We start from the raw sequence: 17,014 nt of genomic DNA, 5'->3' as shown, positions 1-17,014 counted from the left end.
CTATCTGGCCCAGTCGATCCTGAAATCTTCGCGGAAGGCGAAACGGACCAGGTGCGCCTCGATCACTTTTTGCCATCGGGCCAAATCACCACGCGGTCCCGTTTCAGCTTCGATTGACAGGCGTTCTGCTGTGGCCGTCAACGTAACCCGATCTCCGTCGGGAAACGCAACACGGCCCTGATTGTCATCGAATGAGACCTCAGCTTTGTGGGACCAGTGTTTACACAATTGCTTCAGGTACTTGCTGGCGGCATCGGTCTGGGCAGTGCCCGTCACGCTCTGATCCGGGAGCAAAGCCAAGGCAGCATCCGCCGCTGCGCGGACGGTCTTTGCGAACAGGACGACGTCAATATTGGTGGCCAGAAAAGTAACGCCCAGATCCAGACACTTGCGCTGCATTGCCGGATCCATCGTCAGAATACCTGCCGCCTTGCCCGATGCGACGATCCGTTTTAGCGCGTTCAGAACAGCAGCCTCGACCTCGGGGTGGGCGGCGTTGCCGATATGCCCCATGTCGGCGGCCAGATCCGAGGGGCCTATGAACACCCCGTCTACGCCAGAAGTCAGAATATCGTCCAGCGCGTCCAGCCCGGTGCGATTTTCCACTTGTACCAACAGGCAGATCTGATCGTCCGCGGTTTTCAGATAGTCAGGGATTGCAGCAAAGTGCGAAGCGCGCGCCAGCGCCGAGCCGACACCGCGCACCCCATGCGGCGGGTATTGCACGGCGCGCACCAGATTGTGCGCCTGATCGCCGCTTTCGACCATCGGAACCAGAATATTCTGAACGCCGGCATCCAGATACTGCTTGATCATCCAGGTCTCGCCAATCGGGAGGCGCGCGACGGGTACGCTGCCAGAGCTTTCGATCACGCGCACCTGTTCCAAAACTGTGCGCAGGTCGTTCGGCGCGTGCTCCCCATCGACCAGCAGCCAGTCGAACCGAGCGGTTGCGGCGATTTCCGCAGCGTAGGCATCGGCCATTCCAACCCAACAGCCTATCTGAGGCTGCCCGGCGGCCAGCGCGGCCTTGAACGTATTCTTTGGCGCAGGCATCAGGGCGCTCCTTCAGGCAAAGTTGATATCGACCGATCCGAACGGGCCGAAATCCGCGTGGATTTCTGTGCCCGAGGGGCATTCGACGGGGCGGATGAAGCTGCCCGACAGGATCACCTGACCGGGTTCGATACTTTGGCCGTATTGCGCCATACGTCGGGCCAGCCAGACTACGCTTTCCACTGGGTCATTCAGCACGCCTGCGCCCAGACCGGTCTCTTCGACCTCGCCATTGCGGAATGTCAACGCGCCGACCCAGCGAAGGTCGAACGCATCACAGGCGTGACGCTCGTTACCCAAAACAATGCCCGCATTGGCGGCATTGTCACTGATGGTGTCAAAGACAGTGCGTGTATTGCCGGTTTCGGGGTCTACTCTCTGAATTCGGGTGTCGAGAATTTCGATAGATGGGGCGACGTAATGTGTGGCTGCGAGTATATCCTCGCGGGTGACATGTTCACCGCCCACTGCCGACTTCAAGACAAAGGCGATTTCTGCTTCGATCCGAGGCTGGATGAAACGGCCTGCAGGCACAGTACTGCCGTTGTCGAACGCCATGTCATCAAACAGAATTCCGCTGTCGGGGATGTCGATGTTCAACGCATATTGCATAGCCTTCGAGGTCAGCCCGATTTTCCAGCCAATCACTTTGCGGCCTTCGCTCAGCTTTTGTCGATAGATCGCGTTCTGTACCCCATAAGCGTCATCCATCCCCATTTCGGGGTGGCGCAGGGTAAGCAGTCCGATCTGTTCGCGCGTGCGCTCGGCCTGCAGCAAGTCCATGGCGGCGCGGGCGTGATCTTCGGGCGTCATACCTGCTCATCCTCAACGGTGTTGCGCAGGGTGCCGATCCCGTTGACCGAAACCTCGACGACGTCGCCCGGAGCCAGATACCTTGGCGGATCAAACCGCGCGCCTGCGCCGGTGGGCGTTCCGGTGACGATAATGTCGCCGGGCTGCAGCGTCATGAAGGTCGAGATGTATTCGATTTCGCGCCGGATCGGAAACATCATGCGGTTCAGCGTGTCGTCCTGGCGTAGTTCGCCATTCACGTGGGTCTGTATGCGGGCATCGTCCAGTTGTGCCGCATCAGTGAACGGCACCAGCCACGGGCCAATGGCCCCCGAGTTGTCCCAGTTCTTGCCCTGCGTGACATTAAACTTGGCGTGCCGTACCCAGTCACGGATCGTGCCTTCGTTGCACAGTGTCAGCGCTGCAATGTGGTCATAGGCATCTTCCTGCGAAATCCGACGCCCGGCCTTTCCGATCACTATGGCCACCTCGCCCTCGTAATCCAGCGTGTGGTTTTCCGGCGGACGGATCAGCGGGCGGTTGTGACCGGTGAAACCGCTCGCAAAGCGCGGGAACAGCGACATGTATTTCGGCTGTGTGCTGCCATCCTTGTATTCCGCATTGCGGTCGGGAAAGTTCACTCCGACACAAAGGATGCGGCGGACATCCGGCATTACCATTTCATACGTGAACTCCGCGTGGGTCACTTCGCGCCCCTCTGATGCCCCGGCCAGTTTGTCAAAGTCGCCTGCGGCGATCACCTCATAGAGGCTGGCCTGATCAGGGAAAGCGTCGTTCAGTGCGATTGCGCCGTCATCGGTTATGGCACCGAAATAGGTTGCTCCTTTGGCGGTGTAAGTTGCAAAACGCATCAGGCCTCCTCGGCGGCGTCAATGCCACCCATGCAAAGATATTTCAGTTCCATGAAATCATCGAGCCCGTGGCGCGATCCCTCGCGGCCCAAGCCGGACATCTTAACGCCGCCAAATGGCGCTTCGGCGGTCGAGATCAGGCCGGTATTGATCCCGACCATGCCATATTCCAGCGCCTCAGACACGCGCCAGACGCGGGCCATATCACGAGAATAGAAATATGAGGCGAGGCCGAATTCAGTGTTGTTGGCCGCCGCGACGACCTCAGCTTCCGCGTCGAATTTGAACAGGGGTGCAACTGGGCCAAAGGTTTCTTCTGTGGCCACGGCCATCTCCGATGTTACGCTGGTCAGAATTGTGGGTTCAAAGAAGGTGCCGCCCAATTCGTGGGCCTTGCCGCCAAGGGTTACAGTTGCGCCTTTGGTCGTGGCGTCAGCGATATGTTCGGTCACTTTTTCCACGGCGGCCTGATCGATCAGGGGACCAAAAATGATGCCTTCGTCAAACCCGTTTCCAGTTGGCAGGGTCGCCACCTTCGCGGCCAGCTTTTCGGCAAAGGCGTCATACACACCGGCCTGCACATAAATGCGGTTGGCGCAGACGCAGGTCTGACCGTTATTGCGGAACTTGGCAATAACGGCGCCTTCGACGGCGGCATCCAGATCCGCATCGTCGAACACGATGAACGGCGCGTTGCCGCCCAGCTCCAACCCTAGTTTCTTGATCGTAGGAGCACATTGCGCATAAAGCAGTGCGCCGATTTCGGTCGATCCAGTAAAGGTCAGCTTCTGTACGATCTTGCTGGAGGTCATCTCTCCGCCGATCCCGCGCGCTGATCCGGTTAGGACCGAGAACAGACCGTCCGGAAGACCCGCCCGCTCGGCCAGAATGGCGAGCGCGATGGCCGAGAAGGGCGTCTGGCTGGCAGGTTTCAGAACCATCGAACAGCCTGCGGCAAGGGCCGGGCCGGCCTTGCGGGTAATCATCGCATTGGGGAAGTTCCAAGGCGTGATCGCGGCCACGACTCCGATGGGCTGTTTTATGGTGACGATCCGCTTGTCCGGCGCATGACCGGGCGTCACGTCGCCATAAGCTCGGCGCGCCTCTTCGGCGAACCATTCGATGAAACTGGCCCCATAAGCGATCTCACCTTTGGCTTCGGTCAGTGGTTTGCCCTGTTCGGCGGTTAGTATGGCGCCCAGATCGTCCTGATTTTCCATCATCAGGTCATACCAGCGCCGCAGAATCTGACTACGCTCTTTTGCTGCGCGCGCGGCCCACGCCTTTTGAGCGGTTTGCGCTTCGGCGATGGCGGTGGCGGTTTCTTCAGCTCCCAGATTGGGGACTTTGCCAATCACTGCACCCGTGGCCGGATTGGTGACGTCGATCGTGTCTGTAACGTCGGTAATACTAATCCATTTGGTTCCCACTTTAGCTGCCTGAGCTAGCAAAGAAGGATCGTTGAGACAAAGCTCTGTCATTCCGGTGGTTCCTGTGTTTCGGTCTTAGACCGAAAAGCTAATATTTGCCTGTCCTGTTCCGGAGCTTCCGAAATAGGGCGTGTAAATATCGATTTCGCCTTGGTAGCTGCCCCAGCCCAGAGCTCCGAACAGCAGCGCCGTGTCGTTCATCGCGCATTCGCCGGTACACTTCTTGGCGTAGTCGGGCAGGAGTTCGAGGAATTCTTCAAATCGTCCTTGCTCCCACAGCTCCAGTACACGCAAGTCCATCTGACGGTTGAACTCGCCATTGACCGCATTCAACCCATCGACTGAGCGTTCGTTTGGAGTGAAATCGTGACTAAGTGAGCCCGACGCCAGGATCGAGACATTACGATCCGAACGCCGGATGCCTTCTGCGATGGCCTCGCCCCAGACACGGTTTTCGGCAATTGAGGAAAACTGGTTGACCGCCACCGGCAGCACCCGAGCATTGACGCCGTCGTTGATGAAATGCATCGGCAGCAGCGTACCGTATTCCATGCCCAGATCGGGCTGTGCATGCCCCAGTGCGCGTTCGCCGCGTTCCTTCATCACGTCCAGAATGCTGTTCGCAAGCTCTGGGTCACCGCGATAATCGAATTCCATATCTGCCAGCATATGCGGCAGCTCGTGGCTGATAAACCGGCCTTTGTGGTGTTGCTTGGCGTTCAGGTGAAAGCCCTGATTGGTGATCCAATGCGTGTCGAAAATGATGAACGTATCAACGCTGCGGTCAATCGCGTCCTGACGCAGGCGCGCGTATCCATCAATAGCAGGTTGCCGGATGCCTTTGTACTTGGGCATTGTGTGGGACATCCAGATGCTGGGCACATGCGTGATCTTGGCCGCTTGTACAATCTTTCCCATAACAATTCCTCCTTATTAAAGGTGTCGTCTAACCGCCTCGAAGGGAGAATTGGCGGTTGGACGACATTTGGTCAGACCCAAAGCGGGTTTTCTGAACCATAGGTGTTTGCGCGTATCCTAACTTAGTTCGATGTGCGGCCCACTGTTGGGATACCGTAGCTTCTGAGTTATTTGCCCAGCTGTACGATCTTGTGTTGGCCAGTAGCAAATCCGACGTGTTTCTGCTCCATGTAGAACTCGAACGACCAGTCGCCGCCGTCACGACCGATGCCAGAGGCCTTAACGCCGCCAAAAGGTGTCGGCAGGTGGCGGACGTTTTCCGAGTTCACCCAGATCATTCCAGCTTCGAGCTTGTCTGTAAAACGCAACGCGCGGGTCAGATCGTTGGTCCAAACGTAACCGGTTAGTCCATAAGGCGTGTCATTGGCGATCTGCAACGCTTCTTCCTCGGTCGAAAAGGGGATGGAGGTGAGAACCGGGCCGAAGATCTCCTCGCGCGCGATGCGCATCTGGTTTGTGGCATTGGTGAACAGGGTCGGGCGAACGAAGTAACCCTCGTCACCCACTTTGACGCCGCCGGCTGCCACGGTCGCACCATCCTCTTTGGCGATGTCGAAATAACTGGTTACCTTGTTATAGTGTTCTTTGGTCACAAGAGGGCCGATCTCGGTCGCCGGGTCCAGCGGGTGGCCGACCTTGATGTTGTTTACGCGTTCAATCAGTTTGGCCTCGAACTCTTCCTTGATCGTGTCATGGACCAGCAGGCGTGAAGAAGAGGTGCAGCGCTCGCCGTTGATTGAGTAGATCATGAAGATCACCGCATCCAGCGCCCGTTCCAGATCGGCGTCATCAAAAACGATGACCGGGTTCTTGCCGCCAAGTTCCAGATGCATACGCTTGAGCGTATCGGCACCCTGTTTGGTGATGACCGACCCGGTGCGGCTTTCGCCGACAAAAGCGATGGCCTTGATCAGGGGGTGCTCGGTTAGCGCCTTGCCCACATCAGGGCCAAATCCGTTGACCGTATTCAGCACTCCTTTGGGCAAGCCGGCCTCTTCGGCGATTTCTACGAGCAGGCGCGCAGTAAGGGGGCTGTCCTCGGCCGGTTTATGGACCACAGTGCAACCGGCGGCCAGTGCCGGAGCTATTTTCCAAGTCGACAGCATGAACGGTGTGTTCCAGGGGGTGATCACACCCACCGGGCCGATCGGCACGCGGGTGGTTATATTCATCAGCGTAGGCGACTTCAGATGCTGGCCATCGCGGGCCTGGACCACCTGATCGGCGAAATAGCGGAAGTTCTCGGCCCCGCGCAGTGCTGCTTTGGACATGAACCGCAAGGTTTGTCCTGTATCCCAGCATTCGCACAGGGCGATTTCCTCGGCGCGCGCCTCGATGGCTTCGGCTACGTTCAATAGGATGCGGCGACGCTGGGTTGCGGGCATGTCGCGCCAGTCGGCGAACGCGGCATGGGCGGCCTTGGCCGCAGTATCGATGTCATCGGCGGTACCATGCGCGACATCGCAAATCACTGATTTGTCTACCGGCGAGGTGGACTGGAACACGCCTGCACCGCCATCCCGATCCTCACCTGCGATGCGGTTCTTGATGCCCGTCTTTTTGAACCGCGCCAAGAATCCCGCTAGTTTCTCGATATTTGTGTCCAGTGCACTCATGCTTCAGGTCTCCTGCGTGGTCGCGCTCAAGTGTTCTCGGATCGTGCCGGTCTTGGGCGATAGATCTGGGTCGATGTCGCGCATCTCAAGCGAAAGCGCGATCGAGTATTGTGACAAGGCGGGTGCCAGATAAGCTTTGACTGCCGCAAAAATGCGCTGCGTGGCATCCTGCTTGACGTCATCGGGGCGGCCGCCACGCAGGCGTATCGAGATATCAATAAAGCTATGGTCTGGGTTGCCGTCGGCGATCGCATAGTGGTCAGCACGCATTGCGCGAACACGAATGCCTGGCAGGGGGAAGGTGTCAATCTCCGCCGCCGTCGCGCGAATGCACTCGCACAAGCCAGTCATGTCGACACGGTCGTCCAGATTGCTGGAATATTCGACGTGAAAATGCGGCATGCTTCCTCCTTTATTGTTAACATGTTTAGTAAATTGCGTTGCGCCCGTCAAGAGCTTGCTTTGTTAATCTTTGCAATTCCCGAATTGGGGCTCTAGAAGTCGGGCATGAACACTCAAAGCCACACCCAGAGCACGTCTCGATCCCTTCCGATTGCTTTGCTGCGCGCGCGCGAAACCGTTATGGCCCCGATCCGGGATATGCTGCAGGGCATTCAGCTGACTGAACAAAAATGGCGCATCCTGCGTGTTTTGGACGAATTGGGCGAAGTCGAACAAAGTGCCATCGCCAACGAGGCGTGTCTGCTGTTGCCTAGCCTGACGCGCATTCTGCGCACGATGGAGGCCGAAGGCCAGATCACCCGCCGTCAGGACAACCAGGACAAGCGTCGAACCATGGTGAAGATCACGGATGACGGGCGCCGGATTCTTGAGGATAACCTCGCGACCTCATTGGCGATCGCCAATAATATCGAGGCGCAGATGGGGCGCGAAAAACTGAGCCACCTGCTAGACCTGCTTGAGGAGTTGCAGGCCGTAAAAGTCTGACCCCGGCCTCTAAAGCCAGAGTCAGAACTGCGATCAAAGACTTGCCAAGCCGGTGTCGAGGGCCGACAGGATCTTGGAAACATCGTCAGATGTGATGATCAGAGGCGGCGACAGGATGATGTTGTTGCCCGATACACGGACCATCACGCCATCTTCATAGGCCGCCTTCTGAACCTGCAAAGGCAGATGCTTGGCGATTGGTGCTTTGGTGGCACGGTCTGACACCAGTTCCAGCGCGCACATCAGACCCTCGCCGCCGCGTACATCGCCAATCGCATCGTATTTCTCAGCCAGCTTTTTCAGACCGGCGAACAATTCATCCCCACGAGCGGACGCATTTTCCCAAACCCTTAGGCGGTTGATTTCCGACAGGGCCGCCAAAGCTGCTGCCGCGCCGACCGGGTGGCCGGAATAGGTATAACCCTGATCAACTGACGCCTTGCCTGTGGTGTCACTTTCAAACACCTCGGCGACTGCGCCCGAGATCATGGCCGCACCAAACGGGAAGTAACCATTGGTGATTGCCTTGGCGGTGGTCATGATGTCGGGCTGCACGCCCCAATGCCGCGCGCCACTTTCGCTGCCAGTCCGGCCAAAGGCGGTGATGATCTCGTCCGATATCAGAAGAATGCCGTGTTTCGAGCAGACGTCGCGCACCATGGGCATGAAACTTTTGTGCGGTGGGATCACACCACCGGCGCCAAGAACGGGTTCCATTATGAAAGCGGCGACGGTGTTCGCGCCCTGGAACGTTGTTTCTGCTTCCAGCGCTTGGACGCAGAGCTGCGCCAGACGTTCGGGGTCGGTCTCATCAAACGGGTTTCGGTAGGTCCACGGAGCGGGCACATGGAAACATCCTGGCATCATCGGCTCATAAGCCGCTCGGAACTTCTGGTTTCCATTTACCGAGGCGGCGGCGAAATGGGTGCCGTGATAGCCTTGTTTCAGGCTGATGAATTTAGTGCGCCCCTCTTGACCACGTACTTTGTGATACTGCCGCGCCAGTTTCAGCGCGATCTCAACAGAATCTGAACCACCCGAAGTAAAGAACGCACGGGTCAGCCCATCGGGGGCAAAAAACTGTGCCAACTCGTATGAAAGCTCAATTGCCTTGTCATTGCTGGTGCCGCGAAAGGTCGAGTAATAGGGCAGGGCGTTCATCTGATCGGCGATGGCCTGTTTCACCGGATCACAGGAATAGCCCAGATTGACGTTCCAAAGACCACCTACGGCGTCGATAGCCTTGTGCCCGTCAATATCGACGATGCTGACCCCTTCGCCTCCGGTCAGGATTGTGGGCGGGTTCTTCTGGCTGTCGGCAGGGTGCGCCATTGGATGCCAGAAATGTCGAGCGTTATTTTCCTTCAGAAAGTTGGAATCTTTCATTTCGGGGTTCTCCGGGTATTGAGTCCACTGCCTTTCACGGGTGGAATTCGGTTGGAAATGTCTCGGGTATCTGGCCGCCAAAATTTGCGGTCAGCTCATGCGTTAATGTGTGAAGCGAACTGAGGATTGCGGGCAGCCGTTCACGCGTGGCACGACTTTCGGGAACGGCAATCGCTATTGTTCCGATTGCGATTTGGTCAATGCCGAAGATGGGCGAGGCAAAGCCATAAACGCCATCCTCGTAGCTGCCATTGCTGTTGGCCCATCCTGCGCAACCGACCAGCTTGACGCGTTCGCGAATTGTATCCGGGTCGGTAAGGGTCTGGTCCGTATAGCGGGTAAGCGGATCAGAACCGAGACGGTCGAAAAGAAAAGTCGGGCCAAAGCTAAGCATGCACAGGCCCGATGCCGTAGCATTTATCGGGATGATCTCGGTCGGATCCAGGCTAACTCGCACGCTATGTTGCATTGCCTCGACCACAAGGGCGGTTTTTAGCGTGTCTTTTTCAAGGAGGGATAAGTGCAGGCTTTCTCCAACGGCTTGCATTGCGGATCGCATCTGTGAACGGGCACCCTCCAAGCCAGGCTTGGCAATCTCGCGCAGCGCCGCCAAGCGCAGCGCCGCGGGCCCAATCATGTAGGACTTGGACATCGGATTCTGCTCGATCAATCCAAATTCTTCCAACGCCCGCAGATGCCTGAGTGTGGTTGCCTTGTTGGCTCCTGAAAGCCGAGAAAGTTGGCTCAGGCCGATCTCTGGCCGCGAGTTCGAAAAGTATTCTAACATTTTCAGGGCGTTAAGGGCGGTCCCCATTCTTCATACCTCCTTAGGCACACCATATACTTGACAGATACAATTTAACAAAGCAAGATATTTATTGTTAACACGGTTCAATAAATGAACCACGCACTGGGAGGTGTCAATGAAGAAATTTCTAGCAACCGCCGCCTTTGTAGCTTCTGCAACAGCTGCACTGGCCGAGTATCCCGAAAAGCCGGTTTCCTTTGTGGTTCCGTGGCCTCCGGGCGATCTGGAAGATGTTCTGACGCGGATGATCGCGGACGAATTCCAGGCGATGTACGGTGTTCCTGCGGCCGTGGTGAACAAGCCCGGCGGCGGTGGTGGCCCGTTTCCCGGTGCCGTAGAAGTGGCCACCGCCCCAGCGGACGGCTACACAATCGGATCGTTCGTAATTGGTGTGCCGGTTATTGGGCCGGAAATAGGCATCCCAGAACTTAACCCGAACCCGTTTGACCCCATCGGTATCTTTCTGACCTATCCTTTCGTGATTGCAGCAAGCAAAGACGCGCCTTTTTCGAACTGGGAGGAGCTCGTGGCGCATGGCAAAGAAAACGACCTGGCGCTCGGACATTTTGGTTCGGTCTTGCCCCCAACTCAGGTGACTTTTGCAGCGGCGGTCAGCAGCGGTTTCGACTTCGCTAGCGAAGCTGCATTTGACGCGTTGGATTGCAATACATTGGCCTCAGGCGATGTGGATGTAATCAACACCACGCTTCAACTTGTGCTGCCCTGTCTAGATCAGGTGAATGTTCTGGCCAGCATCGGCGGCGAACGAATTTCACTGGTGCCGGACACACCTACGATCGTCGAACTTAACCCGGACCTGCCGCTGGCGCTTTGGAACGGTTTGTTCGTTCACAAGGACACACCCCCTGAAGCCCGCGAAAAGATCACTGCCGCCGCGCAAAAGGCACTGCAATCAGACAAGGCCAAGGCACTGGCTGAAGAAACCGGAGCGCTGATCTACTGGCAGGACCCGGATGCGTCCAACGCGCAGATTGAAACTGACAAAGCGTCCTTCGCAAAAATCGAAGAGATTTTGGGCGAATAAGGCTCAAAAAGGGGCGCGAGACACAGTTTCGCGCTCTTTTTTCTGGGTGGGAGGAAGACGATGATCGCTAAGACACTACAGGACATGTTCAAAAGATATCGCCGTCCGGGCGATGTTGTTTTCGCAGTGCTGTTTTTAGCCTTCGCGGTTTTTCTCTTATCCCAGCTGGGTGATCAGACCAAGGTTGTCAAAAGGACCAAATGGTTCGCGCAACCGGGTCTGTGGCCTACGATTGCTGTCTGGTGCATGGTGGTGTTCGGGTTTCTACATTGGCTCAGTTCAGCCTTGTCCGACCGGATCAGCGGGCGCTGGACCGAGGTCGGGTTTTGGGCCCGGTCGTTCGAATATGTCGTTTATTTTCTGATTTATGTCCTGTTGGTGCCACAGCTTGGCTATCTGCCGTCGACGATGCTGTTCGCGGTCTTTTTGACCCTGCGGGCTGGGTTCCGGGGGTCAGGCGCGGTCGGCATAGCAGCGTTGTTCGGCTTCGTGGTTACGATCGTCTTCCGCGGCTTTCTTCAGGTCAAAATCCCTGCCGGAGCAATCTATGAATATCTTCCCGATTCCGTGCGCGCCTTTGCGCTGACCTACCTGTAAGGAGGGCGTCATGGAAACGCTTCTGTCCGGAGTTTCTATCCTGCTGCAATGGCAGGTCATTGTCGCCCTGCTGATCGGTTCGATCGGTGGCGTCATCATCGGTGCTTTGCCCGGCGTGGGTGCTGCGGTCGCCATCGCAATCCTTTTGCCGGCCACTTTTGCCTTTGAACCAATCGTGGGTCTGACCCTGTTGTTGGGCATCTATGGCTCGTCCATGTATGGCGGAGCCATTCCGGCGATCCTGATCAACACGCCGGGCACTGCCGTCAATGCGCTGACCACGTATGATGGTTATCCCATGACGAAACGAGGACAGGGGCATCGCGCTCTGGCGTTGGCCTATTCGGCGTCATTCTTTGGCGGCGTCTTTGCGATCATCTGCCTGATGGTGTTGTCCCCCGTGCTGGCCCTGGTCGCCCCACATTTCGGAAGTCGCGAGATTTTTCTGGCCGCGCTGTTGGGTATCGTTCTGGTGGTACTGGCCCATCGGGGGCAGATCTTTGCAGCCGGGATGCTGGCGGCCTTCGGCGTTTTTCTGAATACTGTGGGACTGGAGCCGGTGAAATATACCCGCCGGTTCACCTTTGATCAAAGCTGGCTGGCGTCAGGCATTGATCTTATCGTTGTCGTGCTGGGCCTGTTCGCGATCAGTCAGGCATTTCTGCTGTTGCTGGAAAAAAACCACGCGCCGGGCGACACGCATGTAAACGGCAACATGTTTTCTGGTCTGAAAGAGCTGTTGGGCATCAAGCGTATCGCCACGGTATCGTCCAGCATTGGTGTGCTCATGGGAATGGTGCCCGGCACCGGCGAATTCACATCGCAGTTCCTGTCCTACACCTATGCCCAAAAAACCTCGAAAGAGCCGGAGAAATTTGGTGACGGATCGCCCGAAGGGCTGGTGGCGTCCGAGGCGGCGAACAACGCCGTCCCAGGGGCTGCGATGATCCCACTTTTGGCGCTTGGTATCCCGGGGGAAGCACTGACCGCGATGATGCTCTCGGTGTTTTATGTTCACAACGTGATCCCCGGGCCGCAGCTGTTCGAGACCCAGATGGATTTCGTTATGGCGTTGTACATGGCGCTGATCCTGCTGAACGTGATCGTTCTGGTGTTCCTGCTGTTCTCGACCAATTTGCTGCTCAAGATCATTCAGATACCGACACGGTTCCTTGGGGTAATGATTCTGATCCTGGCGTTTGTCGGGGTGTACAGCCTGCGCAACTCGATCACAGATTGCGCGATTGCCGCCGGGTTCGGGGTGTTCGGCCTGATACTCAAACGGCTGGACCTGCCGATTGTTCCAATCATTCTGGGCATGGTTCTGGGCGGTATCATGGAGACCAAGCTGCGCAGCGCCATGGCGCGGGTAAAATCGCCATTGGATTTCATCGACCGCCCCATCGCGGCCATTCTTTTCGGGCTGATTGTGCTGATTGTGATCCTGCACTTCCGCACGTTGTACTTCGAATTCAAGAACAAACTACGACCAGAACCCAATTTGCCTGCAGTGGATTCTGACCATCCGAACCAGCAAGGATAAGCGACACATGGATCAAATTTCCATCGATGCCCTGCGCAACGAATCTGTATCTGCTCGTACGCATCTGATTGACGGACAATGGCAAGCTTCGGCCGGGGGCGAAAACCTGGATGTGATCTCTCCCATAGATGGCTGCGTGTTGACCCAAATCGCCGCCGGTACTCCCGAGGATATGGAGCGGGCCATCGCGGCTGCCCGCGCAGCGTTCGAGGACGGCCGTTGGTCGCGTCAGGCCCCTGCCGCGCGTAAGAAGGTGCTGTTGAAACTGGCTGATCTGATCGAAAAACACGCGCTGGAGCTGGCAGTTCTAGGGGTGCGGGACAACGGCACGGAAATCAATATGGCCATGAAGGCCGAGCCGATGTCGGCGGCAGGCACATTCCGCTACTACGGCGAGGCAATTGACAAAATCTATGGCCAGATCGCACCCACGGCGGAAAACGTTCTGGGGCTTGTACATCACGCGCCGGTAGGTGTTGTGGGCGCGATTGTGCCTTGGAACATGCCGATGATGATCGGCGCGTGGAAAGTCGCGCCTGCGCTGGCGGCTGGCAATTCGGTGGTTCTGAAACCGGCGGAATCGGCGTCTTTGAGCCTTCTGCGTCTGGCGGAACTGGCGCTTGAGGCAGGTGTGCCGGACGGTGTTCTGAACGTGGTCACCGGCAAGGGCAGTGTCGTGGGAGAAACGCTGGCACTTTCGATGGATGTAGACGTCATGGTTTTCACCGGGTCCGGTGCGACGGGTCGGCGGCTGCTGGAATACTCGGCGCGCTCGAACCTGAAGCGGTGCTACCTGGAATTGGGCGGCAAATCGCCCAATATCGTCTTTAACGATGCCCCCGATTTGGCGCAGGCAGCCAAGGTCTCTGCCGCAGGTATCTTCCGTAATTCAGGACAGATTTGCGTCGCAGGATCGCGCCTGCTGGTGCAGGAAGATATCCACGAAGACTTCGTTGCCGAGATTGTTAAACACGCACAGGAATTCCGCGTTGGAGATCCGTTGGATCTGAACACCCAGATCGGTGCAGTGCACTCGTTGCCGGAACTGGAAAGCAATCTGGGTTTCGTTGCCAGGGCCGAAACAGAGGGTGCAGAGCGCCGCACCGGCGGCGAGCGTATCTTGCTCGAAACCGGAGGCTACTACATGTCGCCCACGGTGATGAACGGGGTCAAACCCACCGACAATCTGTTCCGCAACGAGGTATTTGGCCCGGTTCTGGCCGTCACCCCGTTCAAAGATGAGGACGAGGCCATGCGCCTTGCTAATGACAGCGACTATGGTCTGGCTGCTGGCGTCTGGACCGCGAACCTGAGCCGAGCTCATCGTATGGTGGCGGGCATCCGTTCGGGCGTCATTCACGTCAATACCTACGGCGGCGCGGACGGCACAGTGCCTTTGGGTGGTGTAAAGCAGTCGGGCAATGGCCACGACAAGTCGCTGCACGCAATGGAGAAATACTTCGATCTGAAAACGGCCTGGTTTCAGCTGTAAGACAAAGACCTGGGAGGAGAAGAAAACCATGGGCAAAAAAACGATTTTGCTGATCGGCACCTATGACACAAAAGACCCCGAGATGCGGTACATCGAAGAATGCATCAAGGCGCAGGGTGGCAATGTGCTGACCATGGATGTCTCGGTTCTTGGAGACCCGTCTGCTGCTACAGACATTTCCAAACACGATGTGGCCGCGGCCGGTGGCATGACCATAGAAGAGGTGATTGCGCTCGGCGACGAAAACAAGGCTTTTCGTGTGATGTCGCAGGGCGCAGCAGCAGTTGTGGCACAGGTCTACGCCGAAGGCAGGTTCGACGCGATGCTGGCAACTGGGGGCACGATGGGTACTGATCTGGCGCTGGATTGCGCGCAGGCTTTGCCGATGGGTGTGCCAAAATACATCGTCTCGACCGTCAGCTTCTCACCGTTGATCCCACCGCATCGTTTGGCACCGGATATTCAGATGATCCTGTGGGCAGGCGGGCTTTATGGTATGAACTCGGTTTGCCGTTCATCGCTGAGCCAGGCGGCAGGCGCTGTGTTGGGTGCTGCCCGGGCCGTACAGTGCCCCCTGCGTGATCGCCCGATGATCGGAATGACCTCGTTGGGTTCATCCTGTCTGCGATACATGAAAACTCTGAAACCCGCGTTGGAAGAACGGGGTTACGAAGTGGCTGTGTTCCATTCAACGGGCATGGGCGGCATGGCCTTCGAGAAACTTGCGGGTGAGGGTGCGTTCTGCTGTGTAATGGATTTCTGCATGCAAGAATTCGCCAACATGCTGGCAGGGTCATTGGTGTCTTCGGGACAGGACAGGCTGACAAATGCCGGGCGTGCGGGTGTGCCACAGATGGTGGCACCGGGCGCGCTGGATCTTTTGGATTTTGCCGGTTGGCAGGACATCCCCGATCAATATGCTGATCGCCCGTTCCATGAACATAACCGCCTGATCAAAAGCGCGGTATTCAACGCAGAAGAGCGACGAGCGACCATCCGGGAAATCGCAAACCGCTTGTCAGCGTCCGCCGCTCCGGCACATTTTTTTCTGCCCCTTGAAGGCATTGAGGAATGGGACCGAGTCGGAGGAGACGCCTACGATTCCGAGGCGCGTGAAGCCATGATAGATGAAGCTCGCCTTGTCATGCCGGCCGTAACGCCGGTGACCGAAGTCACGGCTCATATCAACGACGTGGCATTCGTTGACGCAGTTTTGGACCAGTTCGACACATGGGTTGCTGAAGGTGTGGTTGAAAAAGGCAACGTTCCCGAAGCTGTTTGACCAAGGCGGACGGCGGCTTTTCTGGAAGTTACCGGCAAACTATGACTCGACATGGTTTTGTGGCGTAAAATTTTATTGGGGATCTACTGTTCGAATACAGGGTGGTCGCTGGTGAAGATGAGCAGTTGGGCCCGGACAAAGTACAACCCAGGAACTGGCCTTAGCATAACACAGTATTAAAGCCGCGCCGATCGCTGTTGCACTAGTTAAGTGGTGAGAGGGTCAGCCATGCCGCCAAATCGCGCCCAGTCTCGAACTGTACGGCAGGAAAATTTGGTGTTTCCATAACTGATCCTCCGTTCCGCCGGGCCTTCCCAGAACGATAACCAGACGTTGGCTGAAACACTTTATCAAAACATGCTGCGCTGCCTCCGAGGTCAGCAAGGAGCCTAGGGCCACAGCCAGTATCGATGTCTGCGATGTGCAGATAGCGGCTATGTCAAAGCTGCGGCATCTGAACTGCAGCACAGAACAGTATTGGCTATGCTGGGAATTATTCTGACGATTGCATTTAAATACGAACGTATTTAAATGTCGCTTTGAGGGATCATGGACCCTGTCAGAATATGGAAAAACGATGATGCAAACGACTGACCAAGAAAAATACCGCTCCGACAAAATCAATGAAGGGCGAAGGAAGTTCTTTGAAAACACTCTGCCATTTGCGGCCGCGGCAGCAGGAATTACTGCGCTACCAACCGGCGCTTCTGCTGATACCCCCAACGCCTCAATTGATCGAAAACTGATCGAGCCATTGCCTTGGCAGGCAGGTTACGGCTTTGTCACAGGCAACGTGGTGTCGGGACCGCACCGCTCATTCTACATGGCAGGACAAGGTCCGACCGATGAGAATGGAGAAGTGCAGCACCCGAACAGCATCGCCGGTCAAATTAATCAGACGCTCGACAACATGGAAAAAGCGCTGTCAGCGGCCGGCATGGATTGGAGCAATCTAGTAACCTTGAATGTTTTTACCACGGACATGCAGGGGTTCTTTGAGGTTTTTGAGGAGACGATCCATCAACGCGTGACGGTTGATGGCGGTGCGCGGTTTGGAGGCGCTCTGCTACAAATCTCTGGCTTTGCATTCCCGGGCATGAAGGTTGAACTTGTCGGTCATGCGGTGGGCGCCTAAGGGTTTCCAGATCCAAGAGAGCAATCCGACCGGG

16 protein-coding genes are annotated in these 17,014 nt (G+C 56.8%); 7 read left to right on the top strand and 9 right to left on the bottom strand.

Features of this window, described 5'->3' with window-relative positions; all coding sequences use genetic code 11:
- The 7 genes from ACR0AK_RS18745 to ACR0AK_RS18715 all read right to left on the bottom strand — a co-directional run bounded on the left by ACR0AK_RS18745 (position 1) and on the right by ACR0AK_RS18715 (position 7,146).
- The gene (locus ACR0AK_RS18745; RefSeq protein ID WP_480794496.1) at positions 1-1,056 is read right to left on the bottom strand and encodes an aldolase/citrate lyase family protein; all 1,056 of its coding nucleotides are present in this window, start codon (positions 1,054-1,056) and stop codon (positions 1-3) included.
- Positions 1,057-1,068: 12 nt separating this feature from the next.
- A complete protein-coding gene (hpaH, locus tag ACR0AK_RS18740) occupies positions 1,069-1,869 on the bottom strand; it encodes a 2-oxo-hept-4-ene-1,7-dioate hydratase (protein WP_480794495.1) in 801 nt (266 codons plus the stop codon).
- Positions 1,866-2,720, bottom strand: a complete 855-nt coding sequence (locus ACR0AK_RS18735) for a fumarylacetoacetate hydrolase family protein (protein ID WP_480794494.1) — start codon at positions 2,718-2,720, stop codon at positions 1,866-1,868. Before ACR0AK_RS18735 ends, hpaH begins: the two co-directional genes overlap by 4 nt.
- On the bottom strand, positions 2,720-4,201 hold the full coding sequence (locus ACR0AK_RS18730) for an NAD-dependent succinate-semialdehyde dehydrogenase (RefSeq protein WP_480794493.1): 1,482 nt from the start codon (positions 4,199-4,201) through the stop codon (positions 2,720-2,722). The genes ACR0AK_RS18735 and ACR0AK_RS18730 overlap by 1 nt, the downstream gene beginning before the upstream one ends.
- Before the next feature lie 24 nt (positions 4,202-4,225).
- Positions 4,226-5,068 (bottom strand): 3,4-dihydroxyphenylacetate 2,3-dioxygenase, encoded by an 843-nt coding sequence (gene hpaD, locus ACR0AK_RS18725; RefSeq protein WP_170560716.1) that lies wholly within the window; start codon positions 5,066-5,068, stop codon positions 4,226-4,228.
- Between the two features lie 167 nt (positions 5,069-5,235).
- Positions 5,236-6,744, bottom strand: a complete 1,509-nt coding sequence (gene hpaE, locus ACR0AK_RS18720) for a 5-carboxymethyl-2-hydroxymuconate semialdehyde dehydrogenase (RefSeq protein ID WP_480794492.1) — start codon at positions 6,742-6,744, stop codon at positions 5,236-5,238.
- A gap of 3 nt (positions 6,745-6,747) precedes the next feature.
- Positions 6,748-7,146: a 5-carboxymethyl-2-hydroxymuconate Delta-isomerase gene (locus ACR0AK_RS18715; RefSeq protein ID WP_480794491.1), complete on the bottom strand. Its 399-nt coding sequence runs from the start codon at positions 7,144-7,146 to the stop codon at positions 6,748-6,750.
- Between the two features lie 105 nt (positions 7,147-7,251).
- Between ACR0AK_RS18715 and hpaR the strand changes: the two genes are divergently transcribed.
- Positions 7,252-7,692, top strand: a complete 441-nt coding sequence (hpaR, locus tag ACR0AK_RS18710) for a homoprotocatechuate degradation operon regulator HpaR (protein ID WP_480794490.1) — start codon at positions 7,252-7,254, stop codon at positions 7,690-7,692.
- 33 nt (positions 7,693-7,725) lie between these two features.
- Here hpaR and ACR0AK_RS18705 read toward each other — a convergent pair whose 3' ends face one another.
- Entirely contained in the window at positions 7,726-9,078 is a 1,353-nt protein-coding gene (locus ACR0AK_RS18705) for an aminotransferase class III-fold pyridoxal phosphate-dependent enzyme (protein WP_480794489.1), read from the bottom strand.
- 34 nt (positions 9,079-9,112) lie between these two features.
- Positions 9,113-9,892, bottom strand: a complete 780-nt coding sequence (locus tag ACR0AK_RS18700) for an IclR family transcriptional regulator (RefSeq protein ID WP_480794488.1) — start codon at positions 9,890-9,892, stop codon at positions 9,113-9,115.
- A gap of 109 nt (positions 9,893-10,001) precedes the next feature.
- On the opposite strand from ACR0AK_RS18700, the gene ACR0AK_RS18695 reads away from it, so the two are divergent.
- From ACR0AK_RS18695 to ACR0AK_RS18670, 6 genes are all read left to right on the top strand, one after another.
- The gene (locus ACR0AK_RS18695; RefSeq protein ID WP_480794487.1) at positions 10,002-10,931 is read left to right on the top strand and encodes a tripartite tricarboxylate transporter substrate binding protein; all 930 of its coding nucleotides are present in this window, start codon (positions 10,002-10,004) and stop codon (positions 10,929-10,931) included.
- A 60-nt stretch (positions 10,932-10,991) separates the two neighbouring features.
- Positions 10,992-11,528, top strand: a complete 537-nt coding sequence (locus ACR0AK_RS18690; protein WP_170560709.1) for a tripartite tricarboxylate transporter TctB family protein — start codon at positions 10,992-10,994, stop codon at positions 11,526-11,528.
- A gap of 10 nt (positions 11,529-11,538) precedes the next feature.
- Positions 11,539-13,071 (top strand): tripartite tricarboxylate transporter permease, encoded by a 1,533-nt coding sequence (locus ACR0AK_RS18685; protein ID WP_480794486.1) that lies wholly within the window; start codon positions 11,539-11,541, stop codon positions 13,069-13,071.
- Positions 13,072-13,078: 7 nt separating this feature from the next.
- The gene (locus tag ACR0AK_RS18680) at positions 13,079-14,563 is read left to right on the top strand and encodes an aldehyde dehydrogenase family protein (protein WP_480794485.1); all 1,485 of its coding nucleotides are present in this window, start codon (positions 13,079-13,081) and stop codon (positions 14,561-14,563) included.
- A 28-nt stretch (positions 14,564-14,591) separates the two neighbouring features.
- Entirely contained in the window at positions 14,592-15,845 is a 1,254-nt protein-coding gene (locus ACR0AK_RS18675) for a Tm-1-like ATP-binding domain-containing protein (protein WP_480794484.1), read from the top strand.
- A gap of 577 nt (positions 15,846-16,422) precedes the next feature.
- Entirely contained in the window at positions 16,423-16,980 is a 558-nt protein-coding gene (locus tag ACR0AK_RS18670) for a RidA family protein (protein ID WP_480794483.1), read from the top strand.
- Positions 16,981-17,014: the final 34 nt, after the last annotated feature.

The sequence above is a fragment of the Ruegeria sp. BI12 genome (assembly GCF_056537985.1).
The sequence above is the reverse complement of the archived record's forward strand: the minus strand, read 5'-3'. Positions and strand labels throughout refer to the sequence as shown.